Origin of the sequence: Streptomyces sp. NBC_00425 (assembly GCF_036030735.1) — a bacterium.
Classification (GTDB): Bacteria; Actinomycetota; Actinomycetes; order Streptomycetales; family Streptomycetaceae; genus Streptomyces.
The window spans coordinates 3,295,640-3,314,038 of sequence record NZ_CP107928.1 but is presented as its reverse complement, the minus strand read 5'-3'; the positions used below and the strand labels follow the sequence as shown (position 1 = coordinate 3,314,038).

The following is an 18,399-nucleotide window of genomic DNA, read 5'->3' as shown; positions in this document are numbered from 1 at the left end:
TTGAACACTTTCGTTCTGGCGAATGTCTCCGAAGGGGAAGACGTGAACAAGGCGCAGCTCGTAGAAGCGATTGCCGACAAGCTGGGCGGTCGCCAGCAGGCCGCCGAGGCGGTCGACGCGGTCCTGGACGCCATCGTCCGCGCGACGGTCGCCGGCGACCGGGTCTCGGTCACCGGCTTCGGTTCGTTCGAGAAGGTCGACCGGCCGGCCCGCTACGCCCGCAACCCCCAGACGGGCGAGCGGGTTCGGGTCAAGAAGACGTCCGTCCCGCGCTTCCGTGCAGGCCAGGGCTTCAAGGACCTGGTCAGCGGCTCGAAGAAGCTCCCGCGCGGTGGCGAGGTCGCCGTCAAGAAGGCCCCCAAGGGAAGCCTGACCGGCGGCGCGTCCGCGACGGTCAAGAAGGCCGCCGCGAAGAAGGCCGCCCCCGCGAAGAGGGCGTCGGCCGCCGCGAAGAAGGCCGCCCCCGCGAAGAAGACGACGGCCGCCGCGAAGAAGACCACGGCCACCGCCAAGAAGACCACCGCGAAGAAGACCGCCGCCAAGAGCACGACGGCGGCCGCCAAGAAGACCACCACCGCGAAGTCGGCCGCCGCGAAGAAGACGACGGCCCAGAAGGCCCCGGCGAAGAAGGCGACGGCCAAGAAGGCCCCGGCCAGGAAGTCCACCGCCCGCAAGACCACCGCGAAGAAGGCCACCGCCCGCAAGGCATAGGGCACCTGGGGCACTCACGCGCCGGGCCGGACTCCCTCTCGGAGCCCGGCCCGCGGCGTGTCCGGCGGCTTCTCCCGCGGCGACGACTCCCTCAGAACGTCTGGAGCGTCACCAGGGTGATCCTGGGGCGCTCCTTCGGCCCGTCCGTCTCGATCCGCACCCGCTGTCCGGGCCGCAGCAGCCGCAGCCCGCCCGCGTCGAAGGCCGGCGCGTCGAAGGGCACCGGCGTGCCGTCGTCGAGCAGCACCTGTCCGCTGCGGGTGTCGGGGTCGTACGTGTATGCGGTCGCATGCATGGCGGCAGCCTACTGCCCGGGGATCAGCAGGCGCGCGGTCGCCGCGGCCGTCCGGGGCCCCACGCCCAGCGCCAGCGCGGCGCGCAGGTCCTCGCCGGTGTCCACGTCCTGGCGTACCGAATCCACCGCGTCGAGACGGAGTTCCACGGCTCCGGAGGCGCGATGGCGGGCCCGGGAATCCGGGCCGAATGCGGGGTGCAACGCACGGCCCGGCGCGACGGCGAGAAGCGTGGTGCCGATTGCGGCGGCGTCGGGAAGGAATGCGCGGGGGAATTCCGCGGCCGCGTCCAGTACCCGGGCCAATTCCGGCGCGCGCAGCGACGGCAGATCGGCGTTGAGGGCCGCGAGGGGCGCGTCGGGACGAAAAGCGCGTACCGCGGCCGCTCCGTGGGCCAGCGCGGCGTTCAGGCCCGCCCCCGGCTCGTCCGGGACGATCCGGGCGCCCAGGGCCGCCAGCGTGCGCCCGGCCAGGGCGTCGTCCGTGACCACGGCCACATCCCGCACCGCGGGCGAGGCCAGCGCGGCCGCCACGGTGTCCTCGGCGAAGGCCAGGGCGACGCCCGGGCGCAGGCTGTCGGCGGCCGTGTCCGCGAGCCTGCTCTTGGCCAGGGCCAAGGGCTTCAGGGGTATGACCAAGGTCCACCGCACCGGCGTGCCTCCCCTCTCTTGTCGCGGTCATTGTCACCCGGCCCGTCCGTGCGCAGGACGCGCGGGCGTACGGTGTTCTCGACAGACCCGCGGTCCGGAGCGACACTTGTGCGGCCCCGGGCTCCGGTGCAGGCCCAGGGAAGTCCTAGAGGAAGGTGTCCGCGTGCCCCGCCGCAGAATCGGCTTCTGGTACCGCTTCGCCGCGGTGCTGTGCAAACCCTGGCTGGTGGTTCTGATCAAGCGGGACTGGCGCGGAATGGAGCACATTCCGGCCGAGGGTGGATTTATCACCGCGGTGAACCACAATTCGCATGTAGACCCCTTCGCTTACGCGCACTTCCAGTACAACACCGGACGGGTGCCGCGATTCCTGGCGAAGAGCGGGCTTTTCCGGGAGGGATTCGTCGGTGCCGCGATGCGCGGCACCGGGCAGATCCCCGTCTACCGCGAGAGCACGGACGCGCTCAGCGCCTTCCGGGCCGCCATCGACGCGGTGGAGCGCGGCGAGTGTGTCGCGTTCTACCCCGAGGGCACCCTCACCCGCGACCCCGACGGCTGGCCGATGACCGCCAAGACCGGCGCCGCGCGCGTGGCGCTGCAGACCAGGTGCCCGGTGATCCCCGTCGCCCAGTGGGGCGCCAACGAGCTGCTGGCCCCGTACGCCAAGAAGCCCGACCTCTTCCCGCGCAAGACCCACCACGTGCTCGCGGGCCCGCCCGTGGACCTCTCGCGGTTCTACGGCAGGGAGACCACTCCCGAGCTGCTGAAGGAGGCCACGGAGGTCATCATGGCGGCCGTCACCGGCCTGCTGGAGGAGATCCGCGGCGAGAAGGCGCCCGAGACGCCCTACGACCCGCGCCGGGAGCGCATCGAGCAGCGCCGCCGCACCCAGGCGGAGACCGCCGCGGAGAACGGCGCCGGGGTCGTCGGCCCGCACACCGACCGCACCGACCACGCGGAGACCGGGCACGCGCAGGCCCGTCACGAGGGGGAGAACAGCAAGTGAGCAACTCCGTGAAGGCGGCCGTCTTCGGCACCGGATCATGGGGGACCGCCTTCGGCGCGGTCCTCGCCGACGCGGGCTGCGAGGTGACGCTGTGGGCGCGCCGCGCCGAGCTCGCCGACGCGGTCAACTCCACCCACGTCAACCCCGACTACCTTCCCGGCGTGGAGCTCCCGCGCAACCTGCGCGCCACCGCCGACCCCGCCGAGGCGGCCCGGGACGCCGACTTCACCGTCCTCGCCATCCCCTCGCAGACGCTGCGCGCCAACCTCGCCGACTGGACGGCGCTGCTCGCCCCGGACACCGTGCTGGTGTCGCTGATGAAGGGTGTCGAGCTCGGTACGACCATGCGGATGAGCGAGGTCGTCGAGGACGTCGCCAAGGTGGGCCGGGACCGGATCGCCGTCGTCACCGGGCCCAACCTCGCCAAGGAGATCGCCTCCCGCAGGCCGGCCGCGGCCGTCGTGGCCTGCACCGACGAGGGCGTCGCCCAGCGCCTGCAGGCCGCCTGCCACACCCCCTACTTCCGCCCGTACACCAACACCGACGTGGTGGGCTGCGAACTGGGCGGCGCGGTCAAGAACGTCATCGGTCTCGCGGTCGGCATCGCGGACGGCATGGGACTCGGCGACAACGCCAAGGGCTCGCTGATCACGCGCGGGCTCGCCGAGACCACCCGGCTGGGCCTGGCGATGGGCGCGGACCCGCTCACCTTCGCCGGACTCGCCGGGCTCGGCGACCTGGTGGCCACCTGCTCCTCGCCGCTGTCCCGCAACCACACCTTCGGCACCAACCTCGGCAAGGGCATGACCCTGCAGGAGACCATCGCGGTCACCCGGCAGACCGCCGAGGGCGTCAAGTCCTGTGAGTCGGTGCTGGATCTGGCCCGGCGGCACGGCGTCGACATGCCGATCACGGAGACGGTCGTCGCCATCGTGCACGAGGGCAAGCCTCCGGTGGTCGCCGTCAAGGAGCTGATGTCGCGCAGCGCGAAGCCCGAACGACGCTGAGCGAACCCGGCGGGTGGACGCTGACTCCCGGCACTACCACCGGGTACCCTCAAGCCGATATGAGCACCGAGAACCTCCCCCAGAGCCCTCAGCAGCCCTCTCGCAAGCCGCGGGTCGCCGTCGTCTTCGGCGGTCGCAGCTCCGAGCACGGGATCTCCGTGGTCACCGCCGGTGCGGTCCTGCGGGCCATCGACCGGACGCGGTACGAGGTGCTGCCGATCGGCATCACGCGCGAGGGCGGCTGGTTCCTCACCGCCGACGAGCCCGAGCGCATGGCGATCACCGACCGGCGTACGCCCGACGTCGACGAACTGGCCGAGTCGCGGGACGGCGGCGTGGTGCTCCCCGTCGACCCCGCCAACCGCGAAGTCGTGTACTACGAGGCCGGATCGGTGCCCAAGGCGCTCGGCGAGGTCGACGTCGTCTTCCCGGTGCTGCACGGCCCCTACGGGGAGGACGGCACGCTGCAGGGCATGCTGGAGCTCTCCGGCGTCCCGTACGTGGGGTCGGGGGTGCTCGCCTCGGCCGTCGGCCAGGACAAGGAGTACATGAAGCGGGTGTTCACCTCCTTCGGGCTCAAGGTCGGCCCGTACGTGGTGATCCGGCCGCGCGAGTGGGCCCAGGACGAGCCGGCCGCCCGCAAGAAGATCGTCGACTTCGCCGGCGAGCACGGCTGGCCGCTCTTCGTGAAGCCCGCGCGCGCGGGGTCGTCCATCGGCATCACCAAGGTCGACGACCTGTCGGGTCTCGACGAGGCGATCGCGGAGGCTCAGCGCCACGACCCGAAGATCCTGGTCGAGGCGGCGCTGCGGGGCCGCGAGATCGAGTGCGGCGTCCTGGAGTTCGAGGACGGCCCGCGCGCCTCCGTCCCGGCCGAGATCCCGCCGCCGGACGCCCACGCTTACTACGACTTCGACGCCAAGTACATCGACTCGACCCCCGGCATCGTCCCGGCGCCGCTGACGCCCGAGGAGACGGCCGAGGTGCGGCGCCTCGCGGTGGACGCGTTCGAGGCGGCGTCCTGCGAGGGCCTGGTCCGCGCGGACTTCTTCCTCACGGACGAGGGCGAGTTCGTCATCAACGAGATCAACACGATGCCCGGTTTCACGCCGATCTCGATGTACCCCAAGATGTGGGAGGAGACCGGGATCGGCTATCCCGAGCTGGTGGACCGCCTGGTGCAGGCGGCCCTGCGCAGGTCCACGGGCCTGCGGTGATCCGGGGCTGACCGATGCCGGACCGGCACGGCCCCTCCGGTCGGACGAGCTAGTCGGCGATCCCCTCGGGGATCGCCTTCTTGATGGCCGGGGCCAGATCGATCAACGCGCCGGAGGTGTCGGCGCCCGCCGGCACCGTCACCTCGACGTAGGCGCTCCTGCTGGCCGTGGTGAAGCGGTAGCCCCCGCCGTCCCGCTTCTCCATCAGCCAGTCGACGCCGTTCACCCCGCCGGCCACCGCGTCCGCGTCGGCCCCCTGCGGGACCTTCGGGTCGATCATCTTCGGCGGCTGTGCGACACCGCAGCGCAGTATGATCGCCGGACCTCCCCAGCCCGCGGTCAGCGCGGAGGCGGGCTCGGGATCGTGGCGGCTCTCACCGTCCACCTTCGACGGCAGTACCTTGTCCAGGTTCCGGCACAGCGCCGTGGTTTTCGCGTCGGGACCGGGAACCGCCGTCGAGGTGTCACCGTCTGCTGAGGAGCAGCCCACCGCAAGCAGCAGCAGGGCGAGCGCGGGCAGGCCGATGGGCCGGTGACGGAAAGGGTTCACCGGCCAAGGTTAGACGGGGGCTACAGATGCACGACCGGGCAGGTCAGGGTTCGGGTGATCCCGTCCACCTGCTGGACCTTGGCGACCACCATGCGGCCGAGGTCGTCCACCGTGTCGGCCTGGGCCCGCACGATCACGTCATAAGGTCCCGTCACGTCCTCGGCCTGGACGACGCCAGGGATTTTGCCGATCTCTTCGGCGACGGTCGACGCTTTGCCGACCTCCGTCTGGATCAGGATGTACGCCTGTACCACGGAACCTCCAGAGCGGCCACGAGGATCATGTGGGGAAAAGGAACGCCACGGTATCGCGTCGCCGCTCGCCGCGGGGAGACCTGCGGGAACCAGGGCCCGCGCGCCGGGGTACGGGCCCGACAGAAGTTGACGGCTGACTCGACCGTATCGAGGACACTGGTTACGCGCGACCGGGCACAGACAGGTACAGAAGGGGCGAAAGGGCAATGAAGGGCACTGTTGGTGAACTCGGCGAGTTCGGGCTCATCAGGGAGCTCACCTCCCGACTCACCACCACCCCCGCGGTCCGGGTCGGCCCCGGCGACGACGCAGCGGTGGTCGCCGCACCCGACCGCCGGGTCGTGGCCAGCACAGACATCCTGCTGGAGGGCCGGCACTTCCGCCGCGACTGGTCCACGGCGTACGACGTCGGCCGAAAGGCCGCCGCGCAGAACCTCGCCGACATCGCCGCCATGGGCGCGGTGCCGACTGCGCTGCTGCTCGGCCTCGTCGTGCCGGCCGAGCTGCCGGTCACCTGGGCGAGCGAGCTGATGGACGGCCTGCGCGACGAGTGCCAGGTCGCCGGCGCCTCCGTGGTCGGCGGCGACGTCGTACGCGGCGACACGATCATGGTGTCGATCACCGCGCTCGGCGATCTGCGCAACCAGGAGCCGGTCACCCGGGGCGGGGCCCAGCCCGGCGACCTCGTCGCGGTGACCGGCTGGCTGGGCTGGTCCGCCGCCGGGTACGCGGTGCTGTCCCGCGGCTTCCGCTCGCCCCGTGCCTTCGTGGAGGCCCACCGTCGCCCGGAGCCGCCGTACCACGCGGGCCCGGCGGCAGCCGGCCTCGGCGCCACGGCGATGTGCGACGTCAGCGACGGGCTGATCGCCGACCTCGGGCACATCGCCGAGGCGAGCAAGGTCCGGATCGACGTGCGATCGGGCGCGATCGACATCCCGACCCAGATGAACGACATCGGGCAGGCCGTCGGGGTCGACCCGATGCAGTGGGTGCTGGCCGGGGGAGAGGACCACGCGATCGTGGCGACCTTCCCGCCGGACGTGAAACTGCCCGCCCGCTGGAAGGTGATCGGAGAGGTCCTCAACCCCTCCGCCCTGCCCCAGGTGACCGTCGACGGGGCGCCCTGGACCAGCAAGGGCGGCTGGGACCACTTCGGGGACCTGGAGGAGTCGTGAACGCTCCCGCGGCGCCGCCCCGGGTGCTGACCGTCGCAGGCTCCGACTCGGGCGGCGGAGCCGGCATCCAGGCCGACCTGAAGACGATGCTCGCGCTCGGCGTGCACGGCATGAGCGTGATCACGGCGGTCACCGCGCAGAACTCCGTCGGCGTGCAGGGTGCTTGGGAGCTGCCGGTGGAGGCGGTCCGGGCCCAGTACCGCAGCGTCGTCGACGACATCGGCGTCCAGGCGGTCAAGACGGGCATGCTCGCCTCCGCCGAACTCGTCGAGGCAGTGGCCGGGTTGCTCGCCGGGACCGGCGTCCCCGTCGTCGTCGACCCGGTCGGCGTCTCCAAGCACGGCGATCCGCTGCTGGCCGCCTCGGCGCTGGACTCCGTCCGCACGAAGCTGCTGCCGCTCGCCACCGTCGCCACCCCGAACCTCGACGAGACGGCCCAACTCACGGGCGTGCGGGTCGAGTCGGAGGAACAGCTGCGGGAGGCGGCCGCCGCCGTGCTGGCCCACGGGCCGCGGTGGGTGCTCATCAAGGGCGGTCATCTGCCCGGCGACGCCGTGGACCTGCTGACGGACGGCGTCGAGGAGCACTGGCTGCGCGCGCCGAGGTACGACAACCGGCACACGCACGGCACGGGCTGCACGCTCGCCTCCGCGATCGCGGCGCAGCTGGCGAAGGGGCACTCCGTGCCGGAGGCGGTCGCGGCCGCCAAGCGGTATGTCACGGGGGCGATCGCCGCGGGGTTCGCGCTCGGCGCGGGGATCGGACCCGTGGACCACGCCTGGGACCTCGGCCCGGGCGGGCACGCAGCCTGAGGGCCGCGAAGAGCATCGCGGTGCGGGCGGCGAAGCGCGTGGTGGTGAGGGCAGCAAAAAGCCGGTCCACTCGAGGTGGACCGGCTCGATGCAGCGAACCAGCAGTGGCCGCGCGCGATGGGGTTCCCCCCAGCTCGAATGGAGTCGAGGGCAGGGGGACGTGCGTCAGCGCGAGACCTTGCCGGCCTTGATGCACGAGGTGCAAGCGTTCACGCGCTTCGGCGTCCCGCCGACCACGGTACGGACGCGCTGGATGTTCGGGTTCCAGCGACGGGACGTACGGCGGTGCGAAAACGAGATGTTGTTGCCGAAGCTCGGCCCCTTGCCACAGACGTCGCAGTTGGCAGCCACGGGTCACTCCAAAGACTTCAGATGCACTTACGGTGGATCCCGGCATGCCGGGATCGAGATCGCAGGATCAGAGATCTGAGTGGCGGTGCCAGGGGGATGGCCCGATGTGTATCGGGCAACCGGAGCAGCATACAACGGCTGCGCCAGCAGAACGAAACTACCATGGCTGCTCAGGGCCCCGGCCCCGGCGTCGTCGCTCCCGGCGGGCCCGGCCTTCGCCCTGCCCGGGCCCTTTTTCCGGCGGACCCGGGGCCTCGGGCTACGCTGCGTCCAGTCCAGGACTTCAGGGAGGCGCAGGTGGCGCAGGTGCCGCAGACGTTCTTCGATGCTCTCGCGGTGCGCACCTGGTGCGGCCTGGCGCTGTCGGCTCTGGGTCGGGCCCGCGAGGAGATCGACGCGATCAACGTCTACCCGGTCGCGGACGGGGACACCGGCACCAACCTGTACCTCACCGTCGAGTCCGCGGCGACCGCCGTCGAGGCGGTCTTCGCCGGGCACGAGGCCGGCGCCGCGCCCGTTCGGCCCCCGTCCCTCGCCGACGCCGCGCACGCGATGGCCCACGGCGCGCTCATAGGCGCGCGCGGCAACTCGGGCACGATCCTCGCGCAGTTGCTGCGCGGCATGGCACAGGTGCTCGCCGCCGAGAGTGAGGCGACTCACACCGACGGAGCCGGGCTGCGCCTGGCGCTGCGGCAGGCGGCCGACGCGGCCCGGCAGGCTGTGGCCCACCCCGTCGAGGGCACCGTCCTGACGGTCGCCGACGCCGCCGCGGACGCGGCGGGGGGCGCGCAGGGCGACTGCGGCACTATCGCCCGGGCCGCCCACCGGGGGGCGTGTGCGGCACTCGCCGCCACTCCGGAGCAGCTCGCGGTGCTGGGGCGGGCGGGAGTGGTCGACGCGGGCGGCCGGGGGCTGGTCGCGGTCCTCGCGGCCCTGGTGGAGACGTTCACGGGAGAGGCGCCGGGCATGCCGGGTCCGTCGGGGCAGCCGGGCCTCTCGGGTCCGCCTGTGCGCGGGGGATCCGTTCGGGTGCAGAGCGCCCGGCGCACGGAGGGCTTGGACGACGCGGACGAGGCGGACGACGCGGACGACTGCGGACGCGCGCCCGGCGAGGAGGGCGGGAACGCCCCGGACGCCGGACGGGGCGGCGAAGCCGGTGCGGCGCACGAGCGCGGTCCGGACGGGGAAGGGGACGGCCAGGACGGGGAAGGGGACGGCCCGGCCTTCGAGGTGATCTACCTCCTGGAGGCCGAGGACGCGGCCGTGGGACGGCTGCGGCAGCGGCTGGACGGTCTCGGCGACTCGCTCGTCGTGGTCGGCGGGGACGGCCTGTGGAACGTCCATGTGCATGTGGACGACGCCGGCGCGGCCGTGGAGGCGGGCGTCGAGGCGGGCCGGCCGTACCGCATCCGCATCACCCACTTCGGCGCCGACGACGCACACACGCACGGAGGCCGGCGTCCCCCGCGCGAGCGCGTGCAGCGTGCGGTCGTGGCCGTCGTGCCCGGCGAGGGACTGGTCGGGCTGTACTCCGAGGCCGGCGCGACCACCGTGCTCGCCCGCCCCGGGGAGCCGCCCGCGAGCGGGGAGCTCGTGGAGGCGGTGCGACGCGCCCACGCGCGCGAGGTGGTGCTGCTGCCCAACGACGCCGACCTGCGGCACACCGCGGCCGCAGCGGCGGAACAGGCCCGCACGGAGGGCATCCGGGTGGCCCTGATCCCGACCCGTTCCGCGGTCCAGGGGATCGCCGCGCTCGCCGTCCACGAGCCCGACCGCCGCTTCGACGAGGACGTCGTGTCGATGACCTCGGCCGCCGGCGCCACCCGCTATGCCGAGGTCGTCGTGGCCGTGCGCGAGTCGTGGACCATGGCGGGCATCTGCCAGGCCGGCGACGTCCTCGGGCTGGTCGACGGCGACGTGGCCGTCATCGGCTCCGATGTCGCCGCCACCGCGGAGGGCGTCCTCGACCGCATGCTGTCGGCGGGCGGCGAGCTGGTCACCCTGGTGCTCGGCGACGAGGCTCCCGAGGGCGTCGCGGAGCGCCTGGAGTCGCGGGTGCGGGAGGCGTACCTCGCCGTGGACACGGTCGTGTACCGGGGCGGGCGGCAGGGGGCGTTGCTGTTGATCGGGGTGGAGTGAGCAGGCGGTGGGGGTGGCGGGGAGAGGGGGGAGGGGCCGCGGGGGCGAGGTGCTCGTCGAACGCTCCCCCCTCCCTCCGGGGAATCGTTCAACGATCCCTCGGTTCCTCCGCCGCCTGCAGCAACTGCTCCGCCTCGGCCCGCCGCGCCCCCATCGGCCCGCCGTCCACCTGACCGTCGCCCCCGAAGTCCTCGGCGGCGGCGTCCGCACAGGACCGCAGCACGGCGCGCGCACGGGCCGCCGCCTGCGCGGGGCGTCCCAGATCGCACTCCAGCCAGCCCGCGGCCAGTTCGGCGCCGGTCCGGGCGAGCAGGGCGCTCTCTCCCAGGGTGACGAACACCGCGACCGCCTCGGACATCTGGGAGAGCGCCTCGTCCAGGGTGACCCGGATGGCCTCGTCGTCCGCGTCCTCGGCGGCGGAACGAGCGAGCAGGTCCCCGAACTGGCGGTGGGTGTCGCCGAGTTCGGCGATGAGCCGGTGCCGTGCCTCCTCGTCGTCGCCCGCGGCGCCGAACGCGTCCGCGCACTCCTCCACGGCGCTCGTCATCAGGGCGCGCGCCACGTCCGGGTCCTGCCCGGTGCGCAGCGCCAACCAGGCGCGGGCGCGCAGCGAGCGGATCAGCCCGCGCACGTTGCCGAGGTCCCGCCACAGCTCCCCCGCGCGCGCGTACGCCCGGTCGGCCTCGGCGTGCAGTCCGGCGTGGCCGAGCGACTCGGCGGCCAGGTGGGCGAGCGTGGCATGGTCGTGCTGCTCGGGCCAGTGCCGGGCGATCTCGGCGGCCTGCAGCCGGCGTTCGGCGGCGTCCCGGTGCTCGCCGAGCTCACTCAGACAGTCGCCGAGCCACCACTGCGTCTGGACGACCGCCCCGTCCCCGTGCGTCTCGGCGCTCAGGTCCGTCAGCGCGGACTCCAGCACCTCCGCGGCCTCGGCCCAACGGCCCAGTCGCACCAGATACCCGCCGAGCTGGTGCCGCGCCCACGCGCCGTACGTCGGGCCCGCGCCCGCCTCGTCGGCCCAGTGCGCCGACTCGAGGGCCTGCTCCGCGGCCTCTTCCGCTGCACCCCGGCCGCCGACCACCTCGGCCAGCTGGAGGTGCAGCTGGGCCCGCCCGATCGCCTCCAGGAACGGCCCGCCGTGCTCCAGGGCCGCCCGAAGCGCCCGCTCCGCCTCCGCCATGTCGCCCAGCTCGTGGGCGAGAGCGGCCAGCCTGGCCTCGTACTCCACGGCGAACCACGGCACACCCGCCCCGACGAACTCCGCGGCGGCCCGCGCGAACAGCTCCGCACCGGTCTCCGCCTCGCCGGAGCGCGTCGCGAGCTCCGCCAGCATCGCGTGGCCCTCGGCCACCCGGGCGGCGAGCCGGACGTCGTCACCGGCCCGCCCGTCCACGAGCGCCAGGAGCTCCCGGACGGCCGACTCCGCCGCCGTCCCGACCGATTCGGACACCGGCCCCTCGGCCTCGTGGACCCGACGCATCAGTATCCGCGCCCGCGCCATCAGAACGCCCGCAGCCTGCGGCACTTCGGTGTCGCCCTCCGCGTACAGCGCGAGGACCCGGTCGTACGGCTCGGCGACCGCCGCGAGCGCCTCGTCCACCTCGCCGTCGAGCGCACGGACGTAGGCGGCACGCGCGCGTGCCGCCAGAGCCTCCCCGGGGTCGCCCGCCTCCTCGTACAGCCCGGCGGCGCGCTCGAAGGCGGCGGCGCCCCGCGAGCCGAGACCGATCGCCTCGTGGTCGGCGATCTCCGCGAGGTCCCGCGCCGCCAGCTCCACGTCATCGTCGGCCGCGGCCGCCCGGGCCACCCGCTCCCACGCCTCGACGGCGTGCGGCCGGAGGGTGTCCGACAACCGCCGGGCCTCCTCGAGCAGAGCCGGCAGATCCGTTTCCGCGACCTCACCGGCCGCCTCGGCCGGGGCCGGGGCAGCAGCGGCGAGCGCGGGTGCGGGCGCGGCGGACGTCGGACGTGACGCCCGCACCCCCAGGGGCAGCCGTTCCACCAAGGGCCGCTGCGCCATACGCGCGCGTGCCCGCTCGCTGACGTGCCCGGTGCCGTTGCGCTCGTCGAAACGCGCGGCCAGCGCGAGCGCCTCCGCGCGCGCGTGCCCCGCGAGCTCGTCGGCCGTCCACTCCCGCCCGTCCGCCCCGGGCACCCGCTCACCGCCGAGCCCGAGTTCGCCCAGGCGCCCCATCAGCAGCGCCACCACACTCAGGAAATCCAGCTTGCTGCGCGGCTGGCCCTCGTCCGTGAAGTACGCGGGCCGCTCCGCGAGCAGCTCCAGCCCTCGCGCCTCGTTGCCGGTCAGCGCGCAGAACTCGACGTGGTCGGCGTACGCGCTCCGCATGCTCTCCATCGACCGCACCAGCCGGAGCCCGCGCAGATGGTGGGCGCGGGCCTCGTCCGGGCGGCCCAGCCGCAGCAGCGGCAGCAGCGACGACGCCAGCACGCTGTGCGGCTCGTGCGCGCACGTGTACTCACCCTCCAGGACCGGCGCCCACAGCTCCAGGGCCTCCGTGTCCCGCCCCCGCTCCGCCTGCCACCAGCCCTGCCCGTGCAGCTCGCACGCGTGGCAGTCGGCCATCGTGTCCCGGTCCGCGGCCAGCCAGGCGGCGAACGCCCGCTCGGCCCGCGCCACGTCGCCCACGTGCGCGGCGACGCTGAACTCGGCGCTGCGCACCGCCCGTTCGGAGTGACCGGCCAGCCGGTAGCGGTGCTCCATCTCGCCCAGCCACTTCTCCACCGACGCAAGCGGCACGTGCGGCTGGTCGAGCATCCCGGCCGACATCCACTTGAAGACCCAGTGCAGCGAATGCGTCTCGTACGCGTCGAAGTCCTCGGGCCGCTCGTCCCACATGCGCAGCAGCCGCGCGAACGGGACGAACATCTTCGCCTTCTCGGAGCTGTAGTTGTAGACCTTCAGCTGGTGCCCGAGCGCCTCGATCACGGCGAGCGGGATCTTCAGCCTCTCCGCCTCCAGGAGCAGCTGCTCCGCGCGCGCGTTGCGGGCCGGCCCCTCCGGCTGCTCGCCGTTCTCCGCCATCGCCCGGCGGAGCGAGTCGAAGTCCGTGATCTCACTCATCCGTGGCCCCCTGTCGGTCCGACGACTGCCCGTGTGCCGCGTCCCGGTGGGTGGCCCACTCGAGGAGGCCGATGAACGACCGGTTCAGCAGCGCCGAGTCCGCCGGCCGCAGCGGACGCTGCGCCATCAGCAGCGCCTGCCCGTACAGGGACTCCGTGGCGGTGCCGATCAGCTCCGGATCGCGCAGCGAACTGATGCGCCGGATCAGCGGGTTGAGATGGTTGAGCACCAGACGCGCGCGCGGGGCGCTCCCGCGCAGCGACCCCAGGATGCCCGCCCAGAGGTCGTCGGCCTGCTCCTCGGCGTCCGCGCGGGCCTGCTCGTGCCGGGCCGCGCGGTCGTCGAGGTGCAGCGCGGGCACCGACAGCGGATGGAAGGACCGCAGGACGACGTCGCAGCCCAGCGGGTCGAGCTTCGCCCGCGCGGCCGCCAGGAAGCCGGACAGCGCCGGCTCGTCGGCGGAGGCGACCGTGTCCAGGTGCGCGGTCACGGTGTCGGCGTCCAGCTCGGCGACCACCGTCCCCGGCCGCACCGAGGGCAGCGCCTCCACCAGCTCGCTGTCGTACGTGTAACCGCCGTTGATCACCCCGACGCCCTGCGCGGAGGCGATCGGCGCGACCTGCCGGTACTCCTCCACGGTCCGCGTGAAGTGCACCACCGGGTGCCGCTGGGCGAACTCCTCCAGCGACAGCCGGCCGTCGGTCGTCTCGAAGGGCAGCCACGGCAGCATCGTGCGCAGCATGTCCGTGTCGTGCCGCGCCAGGGCCTTCACACCCAGATGGTGCACGGCCAGAAAGGCCGACAACCGCTCCGGGTCACCGGCCGCCAGTCCGGTCAGCCACGACCGGACCCGCTCGCCCAGCGCCTCCCGCACCGCGGCCAGCGTCTCGTCCTCGTACAGCGACTCCCGCGAGGCGGTGGGCCGCAGACTGTCGGTGTCCAGGACACAGCGCACGAAGAACGCCCAGTCGGGCAGCAGCTGTTCGCCCCGCTCGGTCAGCAGCATCCCCTTGAGGTGCACCCGGTGACCGGCGCGCTGCACGGGGCTCACCGCCGACGGCAGCACGTACGCCACCCCGCGGATCCCCGCCAGCGGCACGTCCAGGCCGATCGCGTCCAACGGGGTGAAGCCGAACAGTTCGTGGCAGTGCCGGGCCAGGGCGACCCGCCGGTCGGCGGGGGAGGCGTACGCCCGGTCCCAGGGCGCGGGCAGATCGGTGACCGCCTCGTCGCCGACCCGGACGTCGTAGGGCAGCAGCGACCCGAAGTCCCGGGCCAGTGCCAGAACGCGCGGCTCGGAGAGCCACTCGCCGGCGCCCGCCCGCGCCACCAGATGCACGGTGGTGCCCGGCTCGGGACGCTCCTCGTGGGGCAGGGTCCGCACGGTGTACGAGCCGTCGTCGCGAGCCGTCCACTCCACCGGCGGCGCGTCCGGAGTGCGGGCGCTGCGGCTGACCACCCGGATCCGCTCGGCGACCACGAAGCAGGCCAGCAGACCGATGCCGAACTGGCCGAGGAAGTCCGACCGGACGTCCTGCAGCCCCTCGGCGCGCTTGGAACTGCGTCCGATCGTCGCCAGCAGGTCGTGCACGTCGGCCTCGGTGAGCCCGACGCCGGAGTCCTCCACCCGCAGCCCGCCGTCCGCCACGAACAGCCGCACCCGCGCCGGGGCGTCGGGCTCCTCGGCCCGCCGGGCGGTGACGGCGTCCACGGCGTTCTGCAGGAGCTCGCGCAGATAGACCTTGGGGCTGGAGTAGAGGTGATGGGACAGCAGGTCCACCAGACCACGCAGGTCGACCTGGAACGAGTGGGGTGACGGGGATGCCTGGGATGACTGTGAGGTCTGGGAGTCCATCGCTGCAGCGCCGCGGGCTGGGGGAGGAGCACGGCGCGGGGTCGGGCGGTCCCGGTGGGGCGGTGACCGCGGATGATGGCCGGAGCGCGCCATCCTAGAGCCCGAACGAGCCGTCTGACCAGGGGTTTCAGGACACCTGTGCGGCAATGTCAGTGACGTGGTGTGCAATGGATCTCGTGCCCGCACTGAAGGAACCACTGGAACAACCGCTCACGTCAGTGCTCGGCCCCGCGACCGCGAAGGTGATGGCCGAGCACCTCGGCCTGCACACGGTCGGCGACCTCCTGCACCACTACCCCCGCAGATACGAGGAGCGCGGCCAGCTCACCCACCTCGCCGACCTCCCGATGGACGAACACGTCACGGTGGTCGCCCAGGTCGCCGACGCCCGCCTGCACAGCTTCGCCTCGGCCAAGGCGCCCCGCGGCAAGGGCCAGCGCCTGGAGGTGACCATCACCGACGGCAGCGGCCGGCTCCAGCTGGTCTTCTTCGGCAGCGGCGTCCACAAGCCGCACAAGGAACTGCTGCCGGGCACGCGCGCGATGTTCGCGGGCAAGGCCTCGGTCTTCAACCGCCGCCTCCAACTGGCCCACCCCGCCTACGAACTGCTGCGCGCCGACACCGAGGAGTCCGTCGAGACCTGGGCGGGCGCCCTCATCCCTCTCTACCCGGCCACCGCCAAACTGGAGTCCTGGAAGATCGGCAAGGCGATCCAGACCGTCCTGCCCAGCGCCCAGGAGGCGGTCGATCCGCTCCCGGAGTCGCTGCGCGAAGGCCGCGGCCTGCTGTCCCTGCCCGAGGCCCTCCTGAAGATCCACCGCCCGCACACCAAGGCCGACATCGCCGACGCCCGCGCCCGCCTGAAGTGGGACGAGGCGTTCGTCCTCCAGGTCGCCCTGGCCCGCCGCCGGCACGCCGACGCCCAACTTCCGGCGGTGGCCCGCAGGCCCGCGCCCGACGGCCTGCTCACCGCCTTCGACGCCCGGCTCCCGTTCACCCTCACCGAGGGGCAGCGGAAGGTCTCGAAGGAGATCTTCGACGACCTGGCGACGGAGCACCCGATGCACCGGCTGCTCCAGGGGGAGGTGGGCTCGGGCAAGGCCCAGCCCCTCGACTCCCTGGTGCTCACGCCCGCCGGTTTCCGGCGGATGGGCGACATGGCCGTGGGCGACGAAGTCGTCGTCCCGAACGGGGAGATCGCGCCGGTCGACGGCGTGTTCCCGCAGGGCGAGCGCGAGGTGTGGCGCCTGGTCCTGTCCGACGGCGCCTCGGTGGAGTGCGACGACGAGCATCTGTGGATCGTCGGCACGGCCTCCGCATGGCGCCGCGGCCAGGCTCCCGGGGTCATGACCACACGCCAGATCCGGCAGGACGCGCTCGCGGCGGACGGAACCCCGAAGTGGTACCTCCCGGCCGCGACCCCGGTCGACCTCGGAGGCGACGCGGCACTGCCGCTGGACCCCTATCTGTGCGGGGCCCGGCCGGCCGAGGGCGAAAGCCCCCGCGATCCGGCCGTGCACGACCCCTCCTCGCCCGCCGCGGGCATCCCCGACGCCTTCAAGAACACCTCGGTCAAGAACCGCCTCGCCCTCCTGCAGGGCCTTCTGGACGCGGACGGCACGGTCGGTGCGGACGGCCTGAGCGTCACGTTCCGCACCGGCTCGGCCCCGCTGGCCGACGACGTCGCCTGGATCGTGCGCTCACTGGGAGGCCGGGCGCGGATCTCCTCGTCGGCGGAGGGCGTCGAGGTCTGCCTCGCCCTGCCCGACGCGCACCCGCCGTTCCGGCTGCCCCACAAGGCCGCCCGCCTCCGGCCCCGCGCGGACGACGACGGCGACGCGTTCCGCCGCGGCGTCCACGCCGTCGAGTACGTGGGCCGCAAGCCCGTCCAGTGCATCAGCGTCGCCCACCCGAGCCACGCCTACGTCACCGACCACTTCACGGTCACCCACAACACCATGGTCGCCCTGCGCGCCATGCTCGCCGTCGTCGACGCGGGCGGACAGGCCGCGATGCTCGCCCCCACCGAGGTCCTCGCCCAGCAGCATCACCGCTCCGTCGTCGAGATGATGGGCGATCTGGCCGAGGGCGGCATGCTCGGCGGATCCGACCAGGCCACCAAGGTCGTCCTGCTGACCGGGTCCATGGGCGCGGCGGCCCGCCGCCGGGCGCTGCTCGACCTCGTCACCGGAGAGGCCGGCATCGTGATCGGCACGCACGCGTTGATCGAGGACAAGGTCCAGTTCCACGACCTCGGCCTGGTCGTGGTCGACGAACAGCACCGCTTCGGCGTCGAACAGCGGGACGCCCTGCGCGGCAAGGGCAAGCAGCCCCCGCACCTGCTCGTCATGACGGCCACACCCATCCCCCGCACCGTCGCCATGACCGTCTTCGGCGACCTGGAGACCTCCGTCCTCGACCAGCTCCCGGCCGGCCGTTCGCCCATCGCCAGCCATGTCGTCCCCGCCGCGGACAAACCCCACTTCCTGGCGCGCGCGTGGGAGCGCGTGCGCGAGGAGGTGGCCGGCGGTCACCAGGCGTACGTCGTGTGCCCGCGCATCGGCGACGACGAGGACGACCCGGAGAAGGCGGGCAGGGCCAAGAAGAAGTCCGCCGCGGACGAGGCCGAGAAGCGGCCCCCGCTCGCCGTCCTCGACGTCGCCGAGCAGCTTGCGCGGGGCCCCCTCCAAGGGCTGCGCATCGAGGTGCTGTACGGCCGGATGCCCCCCGACGACAAGGACGCCGTCATGCGCCGTTTCGCCGCGGGCGACATCGACGTCCTGGTCGCCACGACCGTCATCGAGGTCGGCGTCAACGTCCCGAACGCCACCGCGATGGTGATCATGGACGCCGACCGGTTCGGCGTCTCCCAGCTCCACCAGCTGCGCGGCCGCGTCGGCCGGGGCTCGGCGCCGGGCCTGTGCCTCCTGGTCAGCGAGATGCCGGAGGCCACCCCGGCCCGGCAGCGGCTGAACGCCGTTGCCGCCACCCTCGACGGCTTCGAGCTCTCCCGCATCGACCTCGAGCAGCGCCGCGAGGGCGACGTCCTCGGCCAGGCCCAGTCGGGCGTCCGCTCCAGCCTGCGCGTCCTCGCGGTCATCGAGGACGAGGAGGTCATCGCCGAGGCGCGGCAGGAAGCGGCGGCCGTCGTCGAGGCGGATCCGGAGCTGACCGCCTACCCGGGTCTGCGCACGGCACTGGACGCCCTGCTGGACGAGGAACGGGAGCAGTACCTGGAGAAGGGATGAGGAGGACCCACCCGGGGACGCGCGGAAGAGCGCGACCCGCCACACTGAACCC

General features: G+C 73.2%; 15 protein-coding genes. 8 read left to right on the top strand and 7 right to left on the bottom strand.

All coding sequences use genetic code 11. The annotated features are described in order from the left end of the window. Positions 1–42: 42 nt before the first annotated feature. Positions 43–711 (top strand): HU family DNA-binding protein, encoded by a 669-nt coding sequence (locus OHS82_RS13835; RefSeq protein WP_057580483.1) that lies wholly within the window; start codon positions 43–45, stop codon positions 709–711. Positions 712–802: 91 nt separating this feature from the next. Here OHS82_RS13835 and OHS82_RS13830 read toward each other — a convergent pair whose 3' ends face one another. Together OHS82_RS13830 and cofC are read right to left on the bottom strand one after the other, a co-directional pair. Then, positions 803–1,006: a hypothetical protein gene (locus OHS82_RS13830; protein WP_057580484.1), complete on the bottom strand. Its 204-nt coding sequence runs from the start codon at positions 1,004–1,006 to the stop codon at positions 803–805. A gap of 9 nt (positions 1,007–1,015) precedes the next feature. Continuing rightward, positions 1,016–1,654 (bottom strand): 2-phospho-L-lactate guanylyltransferase, encoded by a 639-nt coding sequence (gene cofC, locus OHS82_RS13825; RefSeq protein WP_057580485.1) that lies wholly within the window; start codon positions 1,652–1,654, stop codon positions 1,016–1,018. Positions 1,655–1,817: 163 nt separating this feature from the next. Here cofC and OHS82_RS13820 point away from each other — a divergent pair, with 163 nt between their 5' ends. From OHS82_RS13820 to OHS82_RS13810, 3 genes are read left to right on the top strand one after another with little or no spacing between them, the layout of a single operon-like run. After that, positions 1,818–2,660: a lysophospholipid acyltransferase family protein gene (locus OHS82_RS13820; protein WP_057580486.1), complete on the top strand. Its 843-nt coding sequence runs from the start codon at positions 1,818–1,820 to the stop codon at positions 2,658–2,660. Then, positions 2,657–3,667 carry an NAD(P)H-dependent glycerol-3-phosphate dehydrogenase gene (locus OHS82_RS13815; protein ID WP_057580487.1) on the top strand — a complete coding sequence of 337 codons (1,011 nt, stop codon included), beginning with the start codon at positions 2,657–2,659 and terminating at the stop codon, positions 3,665–3,667. Before OHS82_RS13820 ends, OHS82_RS13815 begins: the two co-directional genes overlap by 4 nt. Positions 3,668–3,726: 59 nt before the next feature. Then, entirely contained in the window at positions 3,727–4,884 is a 1,158-nt protein-coding gene (locus OHS82_RS13810; RefSeq protein WP_057580488.1) for a D-alanine--D-alanine ligase family protein, read from the top strand. 49 nt (positions 4,885–4,933) lie between these two features. Here the strand turns inward: OHS82_RS13810 and OHS82_RS13805 are convergent, their stop codons facing one another. Both OHS82_RS13805 and OHS82_RS13800 read right to left on the bottom strand, forming a co-directional pair. Next, entirely contained in the window at positions 4,934–5,434 is a 501-nt protein-coding gene (locus OHS82_RS13805; protein ID WP_057580489.1) for a DUF3515 domain-containing protein, read from the bottom strand. 20 nt (positions 5,435–5,454) lie between these two features. Continuing rightward, positions 5,455–5,688, bottom strand: coding sequence for an Lrp/AsnC family transcriptional regulator (locus OHS82_RS13800; RefSeq protein ID WP_020128743.1), 234 nt, complete (start codon positions 5,686–5,688; stop codon positions 5,455–5,457). Between the two features lie 206 nt (positions 5,689–5,894). Between OHS82_RS13800 and OHS82_RS13795 the strand changes: the two genes are divergently transcribed. Both OHS82_RS13795 and thiD read left to right on the top strand, forming a co-directional pair. Beyond that, a complete protein-coding gene (locus OHS82_RS13795) occupies positions 5,895–6,863 on the top strand; it encodes a thiamine-phosphate kinase (protein ID WP_057580490.1) in 969 nt (322 codons plus the stop codon). Continuing rightward, the gene (gene thiD / locus OHS82_RS13790) at positions 6,860–7,675 is read left to right on the top strand and encodes a bifunctional hydroxymethylpyrimidine kinase/phosphomethylpyrimidine kinase (RefSeq protein ID WP_328433935.1); all 816 of its coding nucleotides are present in this window, start codon (positions 6,860–6,862) and stop codon (positions 7,673–7,675) included. Before OHS82_RS13795 ends, thiD begins: the two co-directional genes overlap by 4 nt. Positions 7,676–7,840: 165 nt before the next feature. On the opposite strand, the gene rpmB is transcribed toward thiD, so the two are convergent. Then, positions 7,841–8,026, bottom strand: a complete 186-nt coding sequence (rpmB, locus tag OHS82_RS13785) for a 50S ribosomal protein L28 (protein WP_079041368.1) — start codon at positions 8,024–8,026, stop codon at positions 7,841–7,843. 297 nt (positions 8,027–8,323) lie between these two features. Here rpmB and OHS82_RS13780 point away from each other — a divergent pair, with 297 nt between their 5' ends. Next, complete coding sequence (locus tag OHS82_RS13780; protein WP_328433934.1) at positions 8,324–10,165, top strand: DAK2 domain-containing protein; 1,842 nt, start codon at positions 8,324–8,326, stop codon at positions 10,163–10,165. An 88-nt stretch (positions 10,166–10,253) separates the two neighbouring features. Here the strand turns inward: OHS82_RS13780 and OHS82_RS13775 are convergent, their stop codons facing one another. After that, positions 10,254–13,244, bottom strand: a complete 2,991-nt coding sequence (locus tag OHS82_RS13775; protein WP_328433933.1) for a tetratricopeptide repeat protein — start codon at positions 13,242–13,244, stop codon at positions 10,254–10,256. Continuing rightward, on the bottom strand, positions 13,237–15,099 hold the full coding sequence (locus tag OHS82_RS13770) for an HSP90 family protein (protein ID WP_328433932.1): 1,863 nt from the start codon (positions 15,097–15,099) through the stop codon (positions 13,237–13,239). Before OHS82_RS13770 ends, OHS82_RS13775 begins: the two co-directional genes overlap by 8 nt. A gap of 167 nt (positions 15,100–15,266) precedes the next feature. Here OHS82_RS13770 and OHS82_RS13765 point away from each other — a divergent pair, with 167 nt between their 5' ends. Then, positions 15,267–18,347, top strand: coding sequence for a helicase-related protein (locus OHS82_RS13765; protein ID WP_328433931.1), 3,081 nt, complete (start codon positions 15,267–15,269; stop codon positions 18,345–18,347). Positions 18,348–18,399: the final 52 nt, after the last annotated feature.